This is a genomic window from Acidobacteriota bacterium (assembly GCA_028874215.1).
GTDB lineage: Bacteria > Acidobacteriota > UBA6911 > RPQK01 > JAJDTT01 > JAJDTT01.
On sequence record JAPPLF010000088.1, the window covers coordinates 1 to 22,286 of the forward strand.

Sequence of the window (22,286 nt, forward strand, 5' to 3'; positions counted from 1 at the left end):
GCGCAACACCCCCTGGGGGGGGTCGCTCCCGTCTCAATCATCCCTGCGGGAAGGCCTTTGGATTGCATGAGCGCTTGGGGTTGGAGCGCGCCTTTGGTGATTCGACTCGACAGTTGGTACTGCGTGTTGGCGGCCATGGAAACAGTCGCCGAGATGCGACGTCTGGCACTTTTTGACTGAGCCGAAGTTCACGCTGTTATGGACGGGCGAGTGTACCGAAAGCATCGCGCATGGGCCGGGAGCCGTAGAAGCGAAATGGAAGAACGAGGAAAACGAGGAGGAAACCGCGAGCCTGACAATGACGAAGTCCCCTGGAGATTTTCCAGTATGATGGTGGACCGCACCACAGGAAAAAGGGGGAAAAGCTTCTACTCGAAGCCAGAGGGGAAGGACAAGATGGAGTTAGACAAACATGACCTTCTTCAGCGTGACGTGATTGAGGACACACTCCCGAGGATCGGAACGAAACCGTGGCAGACGCTATACCTCAGCGACGATGCTCATACTCATCGTTTCGGAGTGTGGTGTGCCTTGTTGGATGACGAAGCCGCTGTCAAGGCTATGAGTTGCGACTACTGGGACCTTACGATTGGTGCTGGCATGCCAGGCGTCAGTCAGAGTTGGATCGCCGGAGAGAAGATAGACACCTATGAGCGATTCGGCGGTTGCCCCGGTATTCGGCCCCTTGTCCTACATCGTTCGTTCGAGGGGGCTTTTCAGACGTATGTAGAAATCGCCGAAGAATTCCGTCTTTTCCACAATCTAGCGGCAGACCATAATCGTGGACTTCTTCTGTCCTTTGACACCTCCGGTCGGGAAATTGAGGTAGTCCGAATCACGCCGAATAAAGTTCAAGCGCAGTTGAAATACCTTCGTCAGTTTCAGGCGGGGACGGGTCTCTATCTGGCTGTTTACATCGATTCCACACGGTTTTCTAAGATCCCGCTCAGCGAAGTGCCAGAAAAGGAGCGACGAAGGGAGGTAGTCAGCAGCTCCTTTCGCTGTCACCGAACCGTTGCCAACTACGAATTGGATTCAGGGGAAGGATTCAAAACCTTTTCCCTTCTCATCGGCAAGACGATTCTTGCGCCGCCTCTCCCAGAGGCGGCGGATGTGTGGTCCTTCAACGAGAACGACAAGAAACAGGATGTGAGTTTCATCGTCGGTATGGATCAGGACGGAAATGAAGTTGAGAACACCTCAGACCCTGACAAACTGAGCAACCACTCTGGTGCGAACTCTGGAGCTTTCCACTACTTGACGCCTGTCTATTTCCGCCGTGAAGTCCTCGACAAATACTACTCAGAACATGATCGGTATAGCGTCTCGGATGGTCAGCTCAAGTGCCTGGGTCTATGGAGTTGTCGGATCGACAATGACCTCGACTCACACGTTGTCGTGTGGCTAGGTGATCTCGGTCGCGACCTCCCATATGAGGAAAGACTGCACTGGCGTCAGTTCAATGTCCCGCCAGAGGGGGGAGTGAGCAAGACGTACTACCGTCGAAATATCTTGGCTGAGTTTGCGGACGCAGAAGCACCCGATTTGGTGTTTCGCCGTGAGTACTCAGACCTCATGACTGAGTGGGCAGAAATACACGGATGGCCACTATTTCGGACACCCACGGTCGGCGACGACCATCTCCTGAAGACGATTCATGCTCCGGTTACGAACTCCCAAGGTGAGTTCGACGAGCAGATTGGCCGGCTGACAAAGCTCCTTGTAGACTCGTTGAACGAAAGAGAATTGAAGGCGAGAGCAACCGGCTTGGAGAAGGGCGCCAAGGGAATCAGAAAACTTGAGGGATTTCTGGAAGCGACACGGTTTCCTCATTGCCAAGAGCTTGTACAGTTCCTAAGAACCCTCCAGACTCTCCGTTCGACTGGTTCAGCCCACCGGAAAGGATCAGGCTACGAGAAGATCACCTCAAAACTGGGGATTCAGTCGCTGAGAAAACGTGATGCCTTTCGACAACTTCTAGGCAGAGCTAATCTGCTGCTTCAGGCTTTGCGGAGTCACTACTGCGGGCAGCAAGGTGACAGTGGATAGCAACTGCCGATCCTCGCCAGTCCACCGGAGCTACCCGCATCCGCCACGGTGTGGTGCCAGCGGGCGCATCGAGTCAGGGAGTATCCATTTTGCAAGTGGTCGGTTCTAATTCGAAGTTTCCATCCCGCTTGGTCAGTCCGTGAAGTGTCCGGTCCAAGAGGCGCGGGAGATCGAGGTTCGGCGTTAGCAACTATACAACTACCAAGCGGCACACTAGGTTATCCGCGTGGAGGTGTCGAGCCGGGTGCACCGGAAGGCTGGCGCCAGTTGGGCGACGGGCCGGGACCCATGCCTAACCGTTCGCGATGGCCTTTCAGGCCAACAGAGACCGTCTACGATGATCTTTTTTCGCGGATCGGGCTGAAAACGACTCTGAAACTTCAAGAACGTCTTTTGTCGGCCGAGATCCGCTCCATCTAAAAAGGAGCGAGATCGGAAGAGGGCCGGAGACGGAAAATCGAGGTATCGGGTGCCCCTTTTTTGGTCTGACCCCTATGGGAAACTGACAGGATGTGCTCCACGGTGCGCTGTTCTGCTGAAACATCCTGGACGTCACATGACGTAACCAGCTAGAGAGAAGTCCGGTGACCCCACACACCGCCGAAGCTGCCTTCAACGCATCCCTAGCCGATATTCTACGTAAGAAGCACCCTCTTTGGGAAAAGCTACTTGGCGTAGAGCAGACCGCTGTTGTCGTTGAGAGTACGCTTTTGCGGCCCGACATCATCATTCGTTCAACGACATCTCAGCCCGTTGTCGTCGAGACTGAGTTCTTGCCGGCTAACACCGTCGAGAAAGACGCCACCGATCGACTCGGCCTTACCCTCAGGGATTCAGGCGACCGCATCGAGCAGACCATTGCACTGCGGATACCGAGTCATCTCCAGCGTGCTCAAGAAAGTCTTCCCAGACGCATCGCTGGAGCAACGTTCGAGTACTGCCTTTTCTCCGGCAGCCCGTCATCACCTGTTCGGTGGCCCAAAGACGGCTGGCTTTCCGGCGGCGTAGACGATCTTGCTCGATGTATCGAACATGCATCCCTTTCCGAGCGGCTGATCAACCAATACATAGAGATCTTCGCACAAGGTGTCACCTTTGCGGCCAATATACTTGCCAACGACTCCAATCTCTTCCCAGACCCGCCACGAAGGATTGCCAGTGCACTCAATCAGGGCGCGGGCGAGCAGACGATCCGGATGGCAATGACGATCGTCGCCAACGCCCTTACGTTCCATGAAACTGTCGCAGGGACTCACGACATCGCTTCGATCGATGACCTGCGCAGCCGAATTGACAGCCGACCGAGAAAGTCGGCTGTGCTGGCCTGCTGGGACCGCATCCTCAACGAAGTGAACTACTGGCCGATCTTCCACATCGCTTCGACCATTCTGGAACCGATCCGGACTCCGACGGCAAATCGGATACTCCATATCCTCGCCAAAACAGCGGAAGAACTCGCCGGCATTGGCATCGCGACCATGCACGATCTCTCCGGAAGGATGTTTCAGAAGCTCATCGCGGATCGCAAGTTCCTGGCGACTTTCTACACGCTTCCCACCAGCGCCACACTCCTCGCGGAATTGGCAATTGACCGGCTTGACTTCGATTGGAGCAACCGCGAGGCTTATCCCAACCTGCGTATTGCTGACCTGTCGTGCGGCACCGGAACGTTGCTCTCCGCCGCCTATCAGTCGATTCTCGCCCGTTACCGGCGGGCCGAAGGTAACGATGCGGATATTCACAAGAGGATGATAGAACTTTCTCTCATTGCGGCGGACATCATGCCCGCCGCAACTCACTTGGCCGCATCTCAATTATCCAGTGCCCATCCAACCATCACCTTCGCTGATACGCGCATCTATACAATGCCCTACGGAAACGATTCGGACGGTCCTTGTATTGGGTCACTGGATCTAACGGTGCGGCCAAGTACCAAGGCTTTGTTCGCTACCGGTCAACGTCGGGCGCATGGCAAACGCGGCGACATCCAAGATCAGGATGCGGTCTTGCCCCATGGATCTCTCGACCTTGCGATCATGAACCCGCCTTTCACTCGACCCACGAATCATGAATCGGCCACCATTCCCATCCCTTCATTCGCTGGCTTCGAGACCAGTGACCGGGAACAACGTGCGATGTCCGACCGTCTCAAGAAGATTCGTCAGCGAATTCTCAAATGCGGAATATCACCCGCTGGACACGGCAACGCGGGCTTGGCCTCAAATTTCATCGATCTCGCCCATGCCAAAATCAAGCCTCGTGGCACCGTCGCCTTCGTACTGCCGATCACTTTTGCGCAAGGCGTTTCATGGACCAACGCTCGAAACTTACTCGCGGACTACTACTCGGACATCGTCATTGTCACCATTGCGACGAGCGGCTCCCATGATCGTGCGTTCTCAGCAGACACGGGAATTGCTGAAGCCCTCGTCGTTGCCAATCGAACGAGCACTGGAAAAGCTGCTCCCTCAATCAACCGTGCTCCCATTCTGTTTATCAACCTGTACCGGAGGCCTCAGAATCTTCTCGAAGCCGCTGAAATCGCCAGCGCAATTGGCCAAATTCCCAAACATTCCTCCGCTGGTCGGATCACCATCGGAGTCAACCAAATCGGAAGCTACGTTCGTGCACCGATAACCGAAGGGGGCTGCGTTGGACTACGCCAGCCGTCCCTTGCCAAGACCCTGACACTTTTGTCGGCTGGGACACTGCACCTCCCCCAGTACAGCCAGCCCCTGCCCGTGGCCACCAGCACTTTGGGTGCTCTTGGAGAACGTGGCCTTTTGGATCGTGACATCGCGGGAGAGGGGCGTGGCCCCTTCAACATCGTTCCAATCATCGGCATTCCCAGCTACCCTGTTCTTTGGAGACACAGTGCAAAACGGGAACGGTGTCTTTTCGTCGCTCCGGACACTGAGGGTGAGGTGCGAGATGGATGCGAGGACGCAGCCGTAAGGGTCTGGCGGTCCGCCACCCGACTGCATTTCAATCGTGACTTCCGGCTTAACTCCCAAAGTCTCGCTGCGTGCCTTACCCCCGGCCGGACGCTCGGTGGAACTGCTTGGCCCAACTTCAGCCTGGATCGAAAGCGTTGGGAGGCTCCTATCGTGCTCTGGGCAAACGGGACGCTTGGATTGATGTCGTTCTGGTGGGCGGGGACGCGGCAGCAGCAGGGCCGAACGCGTTTAACGATTTCCGCGCTACCTGACCTTTTCGTGCTTGATCCCCGAAGGCTGTCGGATGCTCAACTCGATACGGCGGCAAAATTATTGGGTCAATTCCAACAACGCGCCTTGCTCCCCGCGAACGAAGCATATCGAGACGACACCCGAAAGAGCCTTGACCGCGCCGTGCTCGTGGAATTGCTAGGACTGCCCGAGGATATCCTCGAACCACTTGCCAGACTACGTCTTCAATGGTGTGCTGAGCCATCCGTCCATGGTGGAAAACACACCCAGCCGAGCAAACACCGTGGCCTGTATTGGCCAATTTCCAGTGAATGAAGGGTCTGAGAGTTAGCGGCGGAAGGATCACGAAAGATCGGTACATGCGGTGGGCAACCGATGTGGTTCGTCTTCCAATGCCCGATTTGGATTCGGAATCAGGAAGAGAATAGTGATTGTCGGAGGAGCTTGTTTTGCAGGTGATACCAATCAACAGGTGGCGATGAAACAGCACGATGTGTATGGAGAGGCACTTTCGATCATCGTTACCCTGTGTAACCGGTACACACACTTCGCCCGATTACTTCTGGACGATGTTGATCATCCTACGTGGGGTACTTTTGAGAGATTCGATCACCGAACACTTCAAGCCGCTCACGATCTCTTGGCCGCGGCGTGGCGTTACCGGAGTAACTGCGGCCAAGCTAGGCTGCCGTTCGATGGCAAAAACTCAATTGACGAGGTTCATGTGCTCTGGCTTGAATGGCTGCGCCACGAGGTCACCGAGTGGAGGCACCTACCGCACCTCGTCCGCTTGGTTCAACTGATCCTAGCGAACCAGAATGAGCCAGCTGGGTACGCGGCAGAGGCAAAACTCTGTACCCAGATCCTCGATAGGTTTTCGGATGTGCCTTGGGTTCCAGGCAAACGTGATGTCTATGAACTCGACTGAGTTTCTTGGTGTCTGTTCGCTTTCACAGGACACGCCAAGCCCGGTAGGGGCGAAAATCTGCCATCAGTAACAGGATCCAATAATCCCCTTTTTCTGGATCTGAGACGGTCCCAGAGCGTCGCCCGCTTTCTACTGCCGAAGCTCCGCCACGTCCCGACCCGCGACCCGTGCCTGGAGGCGACCTGTCCCAACCGGGGCCTTGTCCCCTGGAGGCAGCGCCGGTAGAAGTCCTCGATCGTGACTAGCTGAGACTCTTTCTTTCGCTTCATGCTCACTGCCAGTCTGTTTTGCCATCCGCCGTAGAGGGATTCATCCCAAACTGGCGGTAGATCCCGCCGCCCGGTCTTCGCCTTGGAGGACTTGAACGGCGATGTCGATTCTCTGGAGCCGTGGTACGATTCGCCCCACGGCGAAGAACCCGGATCCAGAAAGGAGGAGATGCATGGGCATCTACAAGGTGAAGGATCGCCGGGGGAGACGGCGGTATGTCGTCAGCAAGTACTGGCCGAACGGATCCGGTCGGCTCCGAATGTACGCCCCCAACTACCGGAGCGCACAAGCGCTTCAAACACGAATCGAGTCCAGCATCCTGGACGGCACCTGGAAGCAGCTCAAGCGGGAACTCGCCGGTGGTAACCGAAAAATCTGGACGGTCCGCAGTTTCTACGAGCGTTTTTTCGAGGAGTATTGCAAACCTCGTCTGCGCTGCTTGCGCCGCTACGCGCTTTCGTTCAAGAGCCTCAACGCCATGCTGGGGAACATTCCTCTGAAGGAATTCCAGCGCAAGGACCTCCACCGCTATGTCGCGAAACGGAAGGGACAGGTCCAGCCCGCCACGGTGAACCGCGACATTGCGGCCCTCAGCAAGCTGTTTTCCTACGCGCTGGAGTGCGGGGAAGTGGACACGCACCCACTGGTGAGATTCCCCAAACTCAAGGAACCCAAGAAGGTCTTCCGGCCCTTGACGGTTCAACAGTTCCGCGACCTGGTCGAGGCGATGGACAACCCTTACCTGCAAGCCATGATCGCAGTGATCGGCGAGACGGGGATTCGCAAGGGAGAGGCATTGTCGCTCACTTGGAGCCGGGTGGACTTGGCCCGCCGGATGTTGTGGGTGGAGTTCACCAAGGACGACGAGCCGCGAGAGATTCCGCTCTCGAAGTACGCCGCCGGATACCTGGCGGGGCTGGTTCGTTACCTGAGCACTCCATACGTGTTCGTCAACAGCCGGACAGGGACGAGATGGGTGAATCCCGACAAGTCTCTACATCGTGCTGCCGAGCGGGTGGGATTGAAGGTCGGGTTTCACGATCTGAGGCGATTCCGGTGCAGTCATTGGCTCATGCAGGGTGTGGACGTGAGGACGGTGCAGAAGCTGATGGGGCACTCTGCGATCAGCACGACGATGCGCTACGCAGGGTACGTCAGTTCGCATGCGCTCCAGAGCATTCGAGAGGCACAGGCTAACGAAGACTCACAAACGCAACAGGCAACAAACAGGCAACGGGTAGGAATCAAGGAACAATGAATGGAGGGGATAATTGGGATAAACTGTTGATAATAAAGGATATAGATCGTAGATCATTTGGGCCGAGTGACGGATTTCCTATCCCCACTGCCTCGGAGGGACAGGAAGGTCCCCTCCCAAATCTCAGAACGTCTACACCAACAGTTTCTCCATCACCCGGCCGGCCACGTCGGTGAGGCGGAACTCTCGGCCCATGTAGCGGTAGGTGAGCCGGGTGTGGTCCAGGCCGAGGCAGTGCAGCAGGGTGGCCTGCAGGTCGTGGACGTGGATCGGGTCTTCCTCGATCCGGATCCCGAAGTCGTCGGTTCGCCCCACCACCTGGCCCCCCTGGATTCCCCCGCCGGCCATCCAGAGGCTGTAGGCGGAAGGCTGGTGATCTCGGCCCGCGTAGCTGGCGTCCTCTGGCCGCCTCAATTCCACCATGGGTGTCCGCCCGAACTCGCCGCCCCAGACCACCAGGGTCTCCTCCAGCAGGCCCCGCTGCTTCAGGTCCTTGAGCAGGGCCGCCGTAGGCCGGTCGATCTTGCGGGTGCGTTTGGGGATCTTCTTGTTGATCTCGGTGTGGTCGTCCCAGCCGTGGTCCATCATCAGGACGAAACGGACGCCCCGCTCCACCATGCGCCGGGCCAGCACGCAGTTGGCCGCAAACTGGCGCTCGGCCTTGTCCGTGCGGTCGAGGCCATAGAGTTCCCGGATCCCGGCCGGTTCGGTGGAGAGATCGGTCAGCTCCGGAGCCGCCGTCTGCATGCGGAACGCCAGCTCGTAGTTGGAGATGCGGGAGGCGATCTCGGCGTCTCCGGTGGACTCCCCATGTTGCCGGTTCAGATCCCGGATCAGGTCCAGCGACGCCCTCTGGGTCGAGCGGCTGACGCCGGGCGGGTTGCCCAGGTAGAGAATCGGATCGCCCGACTGGCGAAAGACCGTTCCCTGGTAGTGGGAGGGAAGAAATCCGCTGGCGAAATTGGTGGACCCGCCGCTGGTGCCTCCCGGGCCGGAAGTCAGGACCACGAATCCGGGGAGGTTGCGGGACTCGCTCCCCAGGCCGTAGGAGATCCAGGCGCCGAGGCTGGGACGGCCCATCTGAATGGTTCCGGTGAAGAGCAGCAGTTGTCCCGGGTGATGGTTGAAGGAGTCGGTGTGCATGGAGCGGACCAGGCAGATGTCGTCGGCGCAGGAGCCGATGTGGGGAATCAGCTCCGAGAGCTCCATGCCGCATTGGCCGTAGCGCCGGAAGGGGACGGAGCTGGCCAGGATCGACGCCGAAGGCTGGATGAAGGCGAATTCCAGTCCTTCGGTCTGCGACTTGGGAAGCGGGCTGCCGTGGTATTGGTCCAGGGCCGGTTTGTGATCGAAGAGCTCGTACTGGCTGGGGCCACCCTCCATGAACATGAAGATGAAGTTCTTGGCCTTGGGCGCGAAGTGGGGCGCCGCCGGTTGAAGCGGGCCGCCTGGAGTGGGAGCGGCGGTCAGTCCGTCCAGGGTGAGAAGGTCGGCCAGGGCCATGACGCCGATTCCGGAGGCGCAGTTCTGCAGGAAGTCCCGCCGGCCTTGAAGTTCACGAAGTTGAAAGGGAGTCATCTCTATTCCCGGGTGATGAACTCGTCCAGGTTCAACACGGCCCTGGCTGCGGTGGTCCACAACGCCACCTGCAGAGAATCCAGATCGGAGCCGGACCCGGCCGCAAGGTCTTTCACCGACTCCGGTTCCTCCTGGAAAATCGCCCTCTGGCGCTCAAAGAACCGACGGAAACGGCGGAGTTCCGCGGGACCGGGTTCCCGGCTCAAGCAGAGATGGTAGATGAGATGGAGGCGGTCTTCCCAGCGGGGCGGCGCCTCTCGGAGCGTGCGCACCGCCAGGAACCGGGCGGCTTCCAGGAAGACGGGATCGTTGAGCAGGTTCAGGGCCTGGAGCGCCGTGTTGGAGCGGTCCCGGCGGCAGACGGTGGCGCTGGCGTCGGGAGCGTCGAAATTCACCATCTGGGGATACGGGGCGCTTCTCTTGAACAGCACATAGAGCCCGCGCCGGAAGCGGTCCGCACCGGAACTGGACTCCCAGTCGGACTTGCCGTAGGTGATCTCGGAGACCCAGTCGGGCTGAGGGGGACGAACGCTCTTGCCGCCGACTCGCGAATCCAGCACGCCGGCGGCCGACAATGCGGCGTCGCGGATCAACTCGGCGGAGAGGCGCAGCCGGCTCTGACGGGCCAGCAGGACGTTCTCCGGATCCATCTCCTCTGAATTCCTTTCGACCCGGGAGGCCTGACGGTAGGTGGCCGAGGTCACCAACCGGCGCAGCATTTGCTTCCGGCTCCACTCCTGGCGCATGAATTCGGAACCCAGCCAGTCCAGAAGAGCCGGATGGGAGGGCTTGGATCCCTGGATCCCGTAATCCTCCGGGGTCCTCACCAGGCCGCTGCCGAACAGTTCCTGCCAGAATCGATTGGCGGCGACCCGGGCGGTCAGGGGATTGTCCTCATCCACGAGCCACCGGGCCAACCGCAGACGGGGTGGCTCCATACCGTTGTGGAAGGAGGGCAACCACGCGGGCGTACCGGGTTGGACCTGGACACCGGGAGCCCGGTAGTCCCCGCGCAGGGCGATATGGGTGGCGGCCCGCATGTCCTGGATCACATAGGCCCGTGTCACGTCGGGGAAGGAGGTTTCCAGCTCGGCCAGCTTCCCCTTCAGGTCCTTCAGCTTCTCGCTCAGGGCCTCGTCCCTGGCGATTTCCGGACCGGTGTATTTGAAGAAATAGTGGGTCACGCGGTCGTTTTCCCGCCAGGTGCGGCCCGCGGGACCCGAACGAAACAACTCAAGGGCCCGGTCCAGCTCGTTGAGAATGGCGCCTCGGAGAATGTCGTCCCAGTCCAAGTGTTTTCCCGGGTGCTCCGCCGCCTCCAGGAGCATGGTCTCCCATCGCGCCTGCAGCCGGGGAATCGAGATCTCGCCGTTGTCCAGAAGCTCTTTTCTCTGCTGGCGGTAGCGGGGGAACTCTTCCAGGTAGGGCTCCATTTCTCCGGGGAGCGGTGCGTCCATCTCCCGGGCCTGGGTCTGATTGAAGAAGGCCAGGAACTGGTAGTACTCCTTCTGGCTCAAGGGATCGTACTTGTGGTCGTGACACTGGGCGCAACCCAGGGTCAGGCCCAGCCAGACCGTGCCCATGGTGTTGGTCTGGTCCACCGTCTCCTCGAACCGGACCTGGCCTCGAGGCACGCCCGCTTCCCGGTTCTTGAGGCCGCTGCGCAGGAATCCGGTGGCGACCCGTTGTTCCACGGATGCCTCCGGCAGCAGGTCGCCGGCCAACTGCTCGATGGTGAACTCGTCGAAGGAAAGGTCCCGGTTCAGGGCCTGGATCACCCACTGCCGCCAGCGCCAGGCGTGGGGACGGAGCAGGTCCTTCTCGTAGCCGTCGCTGTCGGCGTAGCGGGCTAGATCCAGCCAGTGGCGGGCCCATTTCTCGCCGTAACGGGGCGATGCCAGGAGCCGGTCCACCAAGCGCTCATAGGCGTCGGGCCGTTCATCTGCCAGGAACGCCTCCACTTCCTCGACGCTGGGCAGGAGGCCAGTCAGATCCAGGCTGACCCTTCGGATCAGGGTCTCCTTGGGGGCCATGGGGGAGGGGGCCACCCCTTCCTGCTCAAGACGGTTTCGGATCAACGAATCAATCGGGGACCGGTCCCAGGGTTTGGGGGATTCCGGCAGGGTCCTGGGCCGGTCGATGGGGCGGAACGACCAGTGCCGGTCCTGCTTTGGAAAGACTGAATCCGAGTCGGATCGAACCATCGTGCCCCGGGGCCACGGGGCTCCCTGGTCGATCCAACGGGTCAGCACCTTGATCTGATCCGGATGGAGGGGAGGCGCCGCCAGGGGCATGCGAGCAGTGGGGTCGTCGCTGGTCAGTCGCCGGATCAGGGCGCTGGCGCCCCCGTCGCCCAAGACCAGAGAGGGTCCCGAGTAGCCCCCTTCAATCGCGCCCTCCCGGCTGTCCAGACGGAGGCCGTTCAGTTGCTGCGAGGGACCGTGACACTGGACGCAGTGGTTCTCGAGTAGAGACCGGACTTCTTGAGCCAATTGGTCGGGGACCGCCGCTGAAGGGGAGGCCATCCCGAAACCGGCTCCGAGGAGTCCGAAAACAATGAGAACGCGGTATTTGCAGGTCATGGCAATGCGGCTCCCATTGTACATGGGCCCGGTGGGCTTGGCAGCGGCGGCGGAAGAGGCTTCCTGTGTCGCGGAAGCGGAGATTGGGACGCAGGCGTTACTGGCCGCGAGCCGGTGGTGGAATCACGGGCGGACGGGGGATGGCCTCCGTGGGTCTCTTCAAGGTCAGATCTTCGAACAGTAGAGACGGTGTCACCAGAGACACCAGAGGCGTTCCAAAGGAGCCTCCGGCGCTGAAGTCGAAAAGCATGCTGAATCCACGTGCACGACGTTGATATTCAGTGTCGTATTTCATGGGCACGTCCGACGCCGCAACGATGTCTCTGAAGCTGGACTCGCTGAACCCCGAAAGGACCACCTTCTGAATCAGCTCTTCCCGTCCGTCCGGCAGCAACTTGTACGCCAAAATGGCCGGTTCGACTTGTGGTTCCCTCATGGCTCCCCGCATCATCAGTGGAGCGCGCCGGTTCCTGGACAGTTTCAGGTTCGGGTTTCCCATCCTGCGCACGATGATCCCGTAATCGAGTCCCCGTTCCTGCACGAGACTTAGAAGTTCTTGCTTGATCTCGTCACCACTCATGGCATTCCGGGCCTGTACGAACAGATTCGACGGGGACGGTCCCATATTTCTCCGGTGACCCGTGCTTTTGGGGATTCCTCTGACGGGGTTTCGGGTCGTCAGGAGCGTCTTGAGGATTCCCCGCTGAATAACGGTCGTTTCCCGCGATCTCACCCCTTCCTCATCGACCTGATATCCGCCCAGAAGAGGAATCTCCCCAAACGTCGCGGCAGTCGGATTGTCGACGACCGAGAGAAATCGAGGGAGAACGCGGGCGCCCAGCTTGTCCTGGAAGGGATTCCGGGCCAGTTGGAAGAACTGTTCCCGTCTGGGATCGTCCAGCATGGGAGTTCTCTGAGCCAGAAGCTTGGGCCCCAGACCCTGGTTCACCAGTTCGGCCGCCGCCTGCCCTTCGAACAGGACCGGCCCACTGTAGAGGTCGACGGTCTCCGCATCCCGCAAACGGCCCAGGTGAGTGGCCATCTCCCGGATTTTCTTCTCCAACTCCGCACGGCGGGGAAGATCTTCCCAGGAACGTCCGTAGGCAACCACGAAGTCTGCCAGTTCCGCTCCGTCTGAGGCCTGGGTCTCCGCCAGAACACGAATCGAGACCGAAGGCTCGCTCTTGATATACGAGGACCCCTCGCTGTTGACGAAATATGTCGTCGTATTGAGGAGTTCGGCCCGTACGTTCGAAGCAAAGACGTGGGGCGCTTCCTTGAAAAGAGACGACAGCTCCTTGACCGCCGCCTCCACCTGGGCGGGCTCGGCCAGTTTCACAGCGGGACGCGAGTCCCTGAACTCAACCGGTTCCTCCTGACTGAAATCGCCCACCTCTTCAACCCGAGTCTTGTTCTGAAGAACCGCGCGCTTCCTGGCGAGGCGTTGAACCGCCTGCTTGTAGGCGCCGTCGGTAGCGAGCCAAATCTGCCGTCTCAGTTCGCCGTAGTCGTCTTCGAGAGGCAGGTAGATGGGGCCTCCAGCCCGGATGACTCGGGATCGGAACCCTGCGGTATCGAGAAAGTTGGTGTTGTCGAAGCTGTGGTCACCGACTCTCAACTGGACGGACAGATAACGGTTGGAGGCCTTTCTGTTGCCGAGCAGTCCACCCAGACTGGCTTCGATCCGTAGACTATTCGTCTCCTGAACCCAGTAGGCGACGAAATAGGGCCTCTCCATATCCTCCAATTGAAGCTTCTCCATTGTCCGTCCGAGTTCGTCTCGCAACGCCTTCATGAGGACGCTTTCCTGTGCCAGGAGCGACGGACAGGCCAAAAAGAAAATGAACGCGAGTATCTGGAGGCGGCCGAATTTCATGGGAACTCTTTTTGGATGGCAGGGGAGATCCACATTTCGATCGGTGCATCTTTTTGTCGAGGTTTTCATTTTCGCTGCGCTCCTCGTTGCCGCTCCGGCGGCTATCTCGAGTCCACGGGGGCGGGGAGAATTGGAGTTCGCTCCTGAGATTTTTCCTTCTTCTGCACCTCGATCTGGGAGACCAGAACCGCGGGTGAGATGCCGGCCACAGGCACGCCGCCCGACTCTGCTCCACAGATTCCGTTGAAGGCCTCAAGCTGGTTGTCCGCAGCGGCGATCTTGCTGAAGGTCGTCAGCGGCGTGCCGATCAGGTCGACGCCGCGAACCAACTCCTCGCGTCCGTCGGGAAAAATCCGGTAGACCATGATCGGCAGGACGTTGAAGGCGTTGGGAATCATTCTTCCCGTGAAAGTGAAACCGCCCTGGACGTCTTCGAAGTAGAGTCCGAACGGTTTGTCAGACTCCTTGATCAAGTCGATCAATCGGGCCTTGAGCTCTTCGCGCGTATGGGACTCGGTCACCTCAACGAACAGATTCGATTGACGCGCGACCGGAGGCAATCCCGCCTGTTTGCGGCCGTGGCCGTTCGATTTCGAGAAGCCCTCGACCGGTTTTCGGGACATGAGGAATCGCTTCAGAATCCCGTTCTCGATGACCGGAACTCGCCTAGACTTCACTCCCTGATTGTCGTAGCGGTAGGAGCCGACCAGATCCGTCGATTCAATTCGCTTGACCGTCGGATCGAAGATGACCGAAAAGGTCTCGGGCAGAACCTTCTGATTCACCATTTCCTTGAAGGTCTGGGCGTCGTCTTCTTCCTTGTGCCGGTGTCCTTCCACCCGATGGCCCAGGATCTCGTGAAAGAACACGGCGCTGGCCCGGCCCGACAGGATGGCGGGGCCGGTATAGGGAGCGACGACGGGGGCCGCTTTGAGCGCTTCGAGATCGCGGATCATGTCATCCACAGCGCTGAGCACGGCGCTGTCGTCCGGGAGCCCGTCGGGGGTGAAGGAGAAAAACGATTCGTATCGGGGCAGCTCCATCCCATCCTCGGCTTTGGTGATGGCCGAGATCATCAGTCGATAGTAGGTCTGCGAGGTCCGGATCCGGGATCCTTCGCTGTTCACGTACCAGCGGGTCTCGGCGTTGGCCGAAAGGGTTGCGTCGGCCGAGTAGATGTGGCCGGAACCTGAAAAGGGGGCCGTGTACCTGCGGAGCTTTTCTTCCCACAATGCCCGGTCGATGGTCACGGATGCACGGTCTTCGGACCAACTTTCAGGCGACTCCGCCGAGAAATCTCCCGCTTGATCCTCCTCTTTCACTTTGACCTGTACATTGGCCTTGACCTTGGTCAACTGCTCGCTGGCTTTCTTGTATTTCTTGTCCGTCTCGTACCAAAGGATCTTCCGAAGCGCGTCCAGGTCCTCCAATGGCACCTCAACCATGGAAAAATCGGGCATGTTGGCGAAGAAGTCGCCGCGGATCGGGTGAGTATTGTCCAGGTCAGGGCTACCGACACGGAGGTCGATGTCCAGCAGGCGCCGCGTGTTCTCGAAGTTGCCGGCGACGTGTCCGAAGGAGGCTCTCAGTATCGTTCTCCGGTCTTCAGTGACTTCGAAGCTGAGGTAGTAGACAGGAGTCGGTTGTTGGGATAGGAGCTTGACCGAGCGTTGAAGCTCTTCCTTCATGGCGTCCAGGACCGGAGTGGCGCCATGGACCGGCGTGGCCGCCAGGATGATTGCCGCAGCCGCAGCCGCAGTAGCTGAAATGACGGGTCGTCTGTTGGGCAGGTTCATCCCACATCCTCCGTGTGCGCGGGAATCGGACATCCGTGACGAAGGCGTCGACTGAGCTGGAAGAGTCGTTGTGGCTAGCTCAAGCTTCTTGATTTATTGACGACACCGTTACCATAAGCGTTCATTTATTTTTCACCTGGAATCATTTCCGGACTCGACCGTCAAGGAGAATCCCTAAATGCCCGCTGGACCCGCACGGAAAAACGACCCCATTTATTTCACCGATCTGAACCGGTGCCAGCCCGATTCGTCCCTGAGCCGAGTCGGCAAGCGGGCGTGCTGGCGGCTGATCGACTACGAGGCGGAGCATTTCCGAGGTGTCTTCCTGCGGGCGGGTCCCGAGACGGCGGCGGCGGAAGTGCGGTACCCCCTCGAGGTCCGAGGCTGGCACGACATCTACATCGGGTTGTACAACACGCCGTTCCGCCCTTTTCGGGGACAGCGGGTGTGGACCCGGATGGACGATGACCCGGCGTTTTCCCTGGTCTTTCTTCCGGCTCCCGCCATGGAGAGCGGACAGGCGGTCCGGGACGTCTACTGGAAGGCGGCGGACCTGACCGGTCAGGGAATCCGCTTCAAGCAACTCTGCCGGGAGCAGGTCCCAGCGGGGGAAACCGGGCGCAGCACCAGCGAGAACGTCTGGATCGCCTACATCAAGCTGGTGCCCTTGGAAACGGAGGAGGTCGAGACTCTGCAGGCTGACCGCAGGCGGACGGACCGGAAACGTCTCGTGGCCACCCAGGACGTGGGGACGGGAATCGTGGTCGACAGCGAGCCGGGCACGGTCCGGGATCTGCTGGAGAGCTACCGGGACACCGACTTCGGCAGCATCTACTGGGAAGCGGGCGCCGGGGACCTCTGCGCGTATTTCACCCGGATCGGACGCATGTGCACCACCCGCCACCTGCAGATCGACGACTACTCCCTCTTCGAATATCGGCGACTCGTGGAAAACTGGACCGAGTACGTCCAAAAGGGGATCGACCCGCTCCGAATCGCCGTGGACCATGCCCACGAGCTGGGGATGGAGTTTCACGCTTCCTACCGGTTCGCCGAGGGGATGGGTCCGTTTCATTTCTCTCCGCCATTCGAGGAGATGAACCAGGGAGGTTTCTACGAGAAATATCCCGAGTTGAGGGCGGTCCGGCGGGATGGCAGCCGAGCGCCGCGGATTTCCCTGAGCTATCCCGAGACCCGCGGCTACCTGGTGTCGCTGTTTCGGGAGATGGCCAACTATCCGGTGGATGGAATCTGTCCCCTGTTCAATCGGCGCCCGCCCTACGTGGAGTACGAAGAACCCTTGGTGAAGAGCTTCCAGGAGAAATACGGCCAGGACCCCCGGCAGCTGGAGGAGAGGGACCCGCGCTGGCTGAACCACCGGGCCGCCGTGATGACCGAATTCGTCCGGGACCTGAGACGGATGCTGGATCGGGTGGCCATGGAACAGGGCCGAGCCAAGAAGCTGTCGGTCTGGGTCTTCGGTCGGCGGGACGAGAACCTCTACTGGGGTCTGGACGTGGAGCGGTGGATTCGGGAAGGCCTGGTGGACACCGTCGTTCCCTACACTTCGGCGGAGGGTCTCTACAGTTGGGAACTGGCCTGGGAGGATCCGGCCGACGTCCGTTACTGGCTGGACCTGACCCGGGGGACGTCGTGCACGGTGACGTTCAACATCATGCCCCGGCATCTGAATGCCGAGCAGTACCGGCGCAAGGCTCTCCAGCTCTACGCCCTGGGGGTCGAGTCGCTGGTCTTCTGGGATACGGCCAAGGTCTGGGGTCCCGAGTTCGACGCCCACTCGGCCTATTTCTGGGGCCACGGCACTTCGCTCCCCGATTTAAGGCGCCTGGGTCATGTCGAGGAACTGGAGGCCTGGGTCGAATCGGGAGAGCCTCCCATCCGAATGTCCGGCAGCCGGCTCAAGAAGATCGGAGATTGGGAGATGACGTTTATTGCGGAGTAACGTCTGTCTCGCCGGGCGCCAAAAAACACTGGCTGGATCCAACGCTCCTTTCCCTCACAGCGCGTATGCCGAAGGAAATTATTTTTCGCGTGCATTGGCCGGACCATCTGGAGTATGGGCAGGGGGAGGCCCGCCTGGACAGCCGGGAGCGGTTGGCTGCTGCAGTCGCCTATTGGAGGGAGCGCTTCGGGGTCCGCCGGTTCTACTGGCGCGTGGACCACTGGTTCATTCAGCGGTACTGCAACCAGCGCGCGGACGACCCGGAGGTTTCCCGGGGTTGGTCCCGCTTCTGGGAGACGCTGGCTGCTTCCCGGATTCGGGACGTGACCGATTTCGTCGAGGTGACTCATGCGGCGGGAGCGCAGGCCTACCTCTATATTCCCTTCCTGGATGAGGGACTTCCCCGGGATCTGCTCTACCGTCCCCGGGGGACGCCATACCCGTATCAGAGCCGTTTTTCCGCAGCCCATCCCGAGTTTGTCGAGGTAGACCGCTCCGGAAAGGAGCGCCACTGGGGAGTGCTCTGCTACTCCTACCCGGAGGTGCGCCGGTACCGTCTCGAAATGCTCCGCGATCTGTTGGCGGAAGCTCCGGCCGACGGGCTCCATCTCTGCACCCGTTCCTACGTGCTGCCGGCGGCTTACGGCGACCAGTTCGGCTTCAATCGCCCGGTCGTGGAGGAATACCGGCGGCGGTATGGTGTGGACATCCTCCAAAGCGACTTCGATCTGGAATCCTGGCGGAGGCTGCGGGGCGAGTCGCTGAGCCGATTCCTGTCGGAAGTAAAGGATCTGCTCCATCCCGCCGGACGGCGGCTCTCACTGGCCATCCCGCGGGGAAGTTATCTGGGTCCCCCGTATGGCAATTTGCACCTGAATTGGCAGAAGTGGGTCCGGGACGGGCTGGTGGACGAATTGGTGGTGAACGTCATCAGCGGGCGGCAGTTGACGGAGGGGCTTTCCGGCTATGGGTACCTGACGAACGGCGAGGACGGGATCGGACTGAATCCTCTGGAACAGGATCTGGCCCGGGTCTACGGACCGGTCTGCCGCCGGGCGGGGTGCCGTCTTCACCTGGGGGCGGGAGTCGATCTGAACCGGAGGGAACCGGACGGGGAGCAACTTGAGGGATTGGCTCGTCTCGCCGGGTTCGACGGCTTCGTCTTCACTACCGGGAACCTGGGGGAGCGATTTTCCTTCGACAAGCGGGGACGTCTCATCACCTGGACCATCGAAGCACTGAATCTGGAGGGATAGACGGGATTTCACTCGACGAGGCGGGAACCCGGCCCTCTCTTGCCGGGGTTCCACCCTGAGGACGAATTTTTGAGTAATATTTATTTGTATGCGATATGCATCTCGTGAGCTTGCGCACGTCATGATCACTCCCCTGGCCAACAGGATCCTCCCCGTGGTCCTTCTGGTTTTCGGAATCCCCACCTGGGCGCAAGATTCCGAACCGGTGGTCTATCCCCATCTGGTGGTGGGCGGAGGCTTCCAGGTCGTGGTCTTGACCACCAATCCCACGGACCAGCCGTGGGAGGGCTCGATGCGGCTGCCCGATTTCGGTTCCGGGTCGGGCCGGTCCTGGATGCACAACGGGGTCGATCGCACCGGCAGCGACGGGGCTCCGTTGGTCCTGCAGCCTCAGGCCACCATGCGCCACGTCCTGGCGGCTCCGGCCGGGTCGCCCATCTGGTCCGGCGTATTCCAGATCGAGGGCGGGAACGGTTCATCAGCAACCGATCTGGCCGTGACCTTCTTCCTCGAATATTGGCTGGAGGACGAGTTGGTGGACATGGTGGGGGTGGCGGCGTCACCCGCGGCCCACCGTGTGAGCATCCCGGTCGAGGTGTCTCCGTCGACGTCGACCGACACTGGCATCGCCTTTCGCCGCCCCCGCGACGCGGGGACTACCGGAGATGAGCCGGAGCCGTTCCAAATGACGCTGTTCGATGAAGATGGCGAGTCGCTGGACACGATTCCGGTGGAGGCGGAGGGCGCCCGGTTCGCCAGCGAGTTTTTTCCCGATCACGCGGGTCAAGGGGAGTTCATCGGTTCGATTCTCTGCGAATCGCACGACCCGTTTCACCTGGTGGCGCTGCGACAGCGGCTGCTGGAGGGAGGACGGTTTCATCTGACCGGAGTCCCGGCCGCAATCCTCCCCGGCACGCCGCCCGAAAAACCCGCAATTTCGGCCACGGCGCGGTACCGGGTTCTCTTCAACGCCACCTGGAGCGCCACCACCCATCCGAACCAGTTCCCGTCCGCGCCTCATTTCTCGGGACTGATCGGAGGGACTCACAACGACCAGGTTAAATTTTGGGAGACCGGACAGAACGCAACTCCGGGGATCAAGAGCATGGCCGAGACCGGCGGCCAGAGTATTCTGGCGAATGAAGTCCGGGCCGCCATCCAGGCCGGAACCGCCGAACGCGTCATCCGGGGCGGCGGGATCGGCAGGTCGCCCGGATTGGTTTCCTTGGAATTCGAGATCAGCCGGGACTTTCCGCTGGTAACGCTGGTCTCCATGATCGCCCCCAGCCCCGACTGGTTCGTGGGCGTGCGTGACTTGAATCTCCTCGAATCGGGGGATTGGGTCGAGGGAAGGACGCTTGAGCTCTTCCCCTACGACGCCGGGACCGATAGCGGAGTGACCTTCAACTCTGCCAACGCACCTACAAATCCGCCGCGGCCGATTCGAAGGATCACGGAACCTCCCCTCGGAAACGGCCGGACGGCGGCCCGCCTGGGAACCTTCACCTTCAGCCGAATTCAAGAATAAGGGTCTGGCCGACTCGGGCGTGTCCGAGGTGATCCCGATTCGCTTCGGAGGGATCTACTTCCAGTCCCAGCGGCCCGGGCTGATCCAGTCGGCGGAATTGGCCATGTCGGCCGGTTTGTGATCGCCGTCGTCCCGGAACTTGCAGGCGTTCCGGTCCTTGAACAGACGCCGCACCCGGGGTGGCAACAGGTCCAGTTCCGCGGGGTCCCAGGCCGGAACCTTTTCCCGGATGGGACCGGACCAGGCGGGACGGTATCCCAGTTGCAACATCTCCCGGGATCGCTGTCCCACGTTGGCGTAGGTGCCATGGAAGACGCGGGGATGCAGGACCAGGGCCGATCCGGCCGTCGCGGTGACCATCACCAGGTCCGGATGATCGCGGTAACGCTGGTAGGGGTTGGCCTGATGGTGGAGGGAGAGATGGGACCGGGGGAGAACGCTGAAGGGCGAGACATCGGGGGTCAGGTCGTCCAGGTAGTAGAGGACCTTGACCATGACCGGGCAACTGCACTCGTAGCCGAAGATCTCCGATCCGTAAGGTTGCCCGTCGGTGTGGAGGCTGATGCCCGGGTGCCCCGGCTCGGACCGGGCGTACAGGTAGGTCATGAAGACGATCTCGTCCCCGAACATCCTTTCCAGGAATGCCACCATGGGCTCATGGGCGACGAGGTCCGTGATGGCGCCCCCCTGGCTGCCGAAGCGATAGGGCTCCCAGTCGGAGCCCGGATAGGGGTTGTGCCCCGGCTGCAGCATCCGGTCCCGCTGGTGCACGCTGTAGGGCATGGGAAAGGTCTCCAGGCGCGCCGTCTCCGACTTGAGCTGCCGCACCTCATCGGGCGACAACATGTTGGGCATGAGCAGGTAGCCTTCCACCTCGATCTGGTAGAGCTGCTCGCCCCGGTTCAAAGCGCTCCAGTCCCGGTCGTCAATGCGTGCTGTTTTCATGACCTCTGATCCCGTTTTCCAACCCGTGGATTTGTTCCTCGCGATTCGCCAACTCAGTATACTTCTACTGTATCGTTCGCTCAGGATTTTCAGCTAATTGCCCCTTCTGAACCGGAGCATTTCGAAGGTGACAGTCGATTTGATGGAACAGGCTGCCGATCTGCTGAGCGTGGGGAGACTGGAGCTCAAGCGAATGGGCCGGTTGCCCGACCCGCTCCGGCCCGGGAGCGAGGCCGAGGCCTACGCCATCCAGGAGCTGTTGCACTCCCGATTTATACGCACAGACCTGGGGCCTCGGGTCGGTTACAAGATCGGCTGTACGACGGCCGTCATGCAGAAGTACCTGGGAATCGACAATCCCTGTTCCGGAGGAGTTTTCGGTTCAACAGTCAGGCGGGTATCCGGACTGTTCGCACACGACAGCTTTCTGCATGTGGGCGTGGAATGCGAGTTGGCGGTCGCCCTGGGTCGAGACCTCAATTCGGTGGGTCGCCTCCACGACAGGGAGACGATCGCGCCATCAGTGGAATCGGTGATGGCTGCGATCGAAGTTGTCGACGACCGCTGGGTCGACTATTCGTCGATCGATACGGCAACACTGATCGCCGACGATTTCTTTGGCTCCGCCTGTGTGCTGGGTGAACCGGTGACCGAATGGTCCTCAATCGACTTGCAGGGCATTGTTGGGTCCATGTCCGTGAACGGCGAGCATCTCGGTAGCGGACGGGGAGCCGACATCCTGGGTCACCCCCTTGAAGCGCTCGCCTGGTTGGCCAACTCCCTGGAAACGCGCGGGAGCTACTTGAGGGCCGGCGAGTTCGTGTTGTTGGGAAGCCTCGTTCAGACCCACTGGATCCAACGAAACGATCTCGTGCAAGTCGATATCGACGGGCTGGGAAAGATCAGCGCGCACTTTCGATAAGCGATCCAGCACAGGGACGGGCGCAGACTCCCAGGTGCTGAAGTTTCAGCACGATCCTCTCCCGATCCGGAGCCGAAACCTGCTCAGACGACTCTACGTTCTCCACCGTTGACCGCGAGGCGAGGAGGGCCCGCTGGTAAAACAAAT

Annotated in this window: 14 protein-coding genes; 9 read left to right on the top strand and 5 right to left on the bottom strand. The window is 60.2% G+C overall.

Translation table 11 applies throughout. The features are described from left to right. The 5 genes from OXT71_17595 to OXT71_17615 all read left to right on the top strand — a co-directional run. The coding region (locus OXT71_17595) for a hypothetical protein (protein ID MDE2928206.1) at positions 1-180 on the top strand (180 nt) is incomplete at its 5' end. Positions 181-255: 75 nt separating this feature from the next. Continuing rightward, positions 256-2,049 carry a hypothetical protein gene (locus OXT71_17600; protein MDE2928207.1) on the top strand — a complete coding sequence of 598 codons (1,794 nt, stop codon included), beginning with the start codon at positions 256-258 and terminating at the stop codon, positions 2,047-2,049. 584 nt (positions 2,050-2,633) lie between these two features. Beyond that, positions 2,634-5,552, top strand: a complete 2,919-nt coding sequence (locus OXT71_17605; protein MDE2928208.1) for a hypothetical protein — start codon at positions 2,634-2,636, stop codon at positions 5,550-5,552. A gap of 112 nt (positions 5,553-5,664) precedes the next feature. Beyond that, a complete protein-coding gene (locus tag OXT71_17610; protein MDE2928209.1) occupies positions 5,665-6,165 on the top strand; it encodes a hypothetical protein in 501 nt (166 codons plus the stop codon). A 442-nt stretch (positions 6,166-6,607) separates the two neighbouring features. Then, entirely contained in the window at positions 6,608-7,693 is a 1,086-nt protein-coding gene (locus OXT71_17615; GenBank protein MDE2928210.1) for a tyrosine-type recombinase/integrase, read from the top strand. 132 nt (positions 7,694-7,825) lie between these two features. Here the strand turns inward: OXT71_17615 and OXT71_17620 are convergent, their stop codons facing one another. From OXT71_17620 to OXT71_17635, 4 genes are all read right to left on the bottom strand, one after another. Beyond that, positions 7,826-9,271 (bottom strand): DUF1501 domain-containing protein, encoded by a 1,446-nt coding sequence (locus tag OXT71_17620; protein MDE2928211.1) that lies wholly within the window; start codon positions 9,269-9,271, stop codon positions 7,826-7,828. A 2-nt stretch (positions 9,272-9,273) separates the two neighbouring features. After that, a complete protein-coding gene (locus tag OXT71_17625; GenBank protein ID MDE2928212.1) occupies positions 9,274-11,853 on the bottom strand; it encodes a PSD1 and planctomycete cytochrome C domain-containing protein in 2,580 nt (859 codons plus the stop codon). Positions 11,854-11,950: 97 nt separating this feature from the next. Next, positions 11,951-13,648 carry a metallopeptidase TldD-related protein gene (locus tag OXT71_17630; GenBank protein ID MDE2928213.1) on the bottom strand — a complete coding sequence of 566 codons (1,698 nt, stop codon included), beginning with the start codon at positions 13,646-13,648 and terminating at the stop codon, positions 11,951-11,953. Positions 13,649-13,830: 182 nt separating this feature from the next. Beyond that, a complete protein-coding gene (locus tag OXT71_17635; protein MDE2928214.1) occupies positions 13,831-15,525 on the bottom strand; it encodes a TldD/PmbA family protein in 1,695 nt (564 codons plus the stop codon). A 178-nt stretch (positions 15,526-15,703) separates the two neighbouring features. Here OXT71_17635 and OXT71_17640 point away from each other — a divergent pair, with 178 nt between their 5' ends. From OXT71_17640 to OXT71_17650, 3 genes are all read left to right on the top strand, one after another. Beyond that, positions 15,704-17,488: a family 10 glycosylhydrolase gene (locus OXT71_17640; protein MDE2928215.1), complete on the top strand. Its 1,785-nt coding sequence runs from the start codon at positions 15,704-15,706 to the stop codon at positions 17,486-17,488. A gap of 89 nt (positions 17,489-17,577) precedes the next feature. Next, positions 17,578-18,744 (top strand): family 10 glycosylhydrolase, encoded by a 1,167-nt coding sequence (locus OXT71_17645; GenBank protein ID MDE2928216.1) that lies wholly within the window; start codon positions 17,578-17,580, stop codon positions 18,742-18,744. A gap of 88 nt (positions 18,745-18,832) precedes the next feature. Further along, complete coding sequence (locus tag OXT71_17650) at positions 18,833-20,272, top strand: spondin domain-containing protein (protein ID MDE2928217.1); 1,440 nt, start codon at positions 18,833-18,835, stop codon at positions 20,270-20,272. Between the two features lie 54 nt (positions 20,273-20,326). On the opposite strand, the gene OXT71_17655 is transcribed toward OXT71_17650, so the two are convergent. Further along, entirely contained in the window at positions 20,327-21,217 is an 891-nt protein-coding gene (locus tag OXT71_17655; protein MDE2928218.1) for a phytanoyl-CoA dioxygenase family protein, read from the bottom strand. A 127-nt stretch (positions 21,218-21,344) separates the two neighbouring features. On the opposite strand from OXT71_17655, the gene OXT71_17660 reads away from it, so the two are divergent. Beyond that, positions 21,345-22,139 carry a fumarylacetoacetate hydrolase family protein gene (locus tag OXT71_17660; GenBank protein ID MDE2928219.1) on the top strand — a complete coding sequence of 265 codons (795 nt, stop codon included), beginning with the start codon at positions 21,345-21,347 and terminating at the stop codon, positions 22,137-22,139. Positions 22,140-22,286 lie beyond the last annotated feature (147 nt).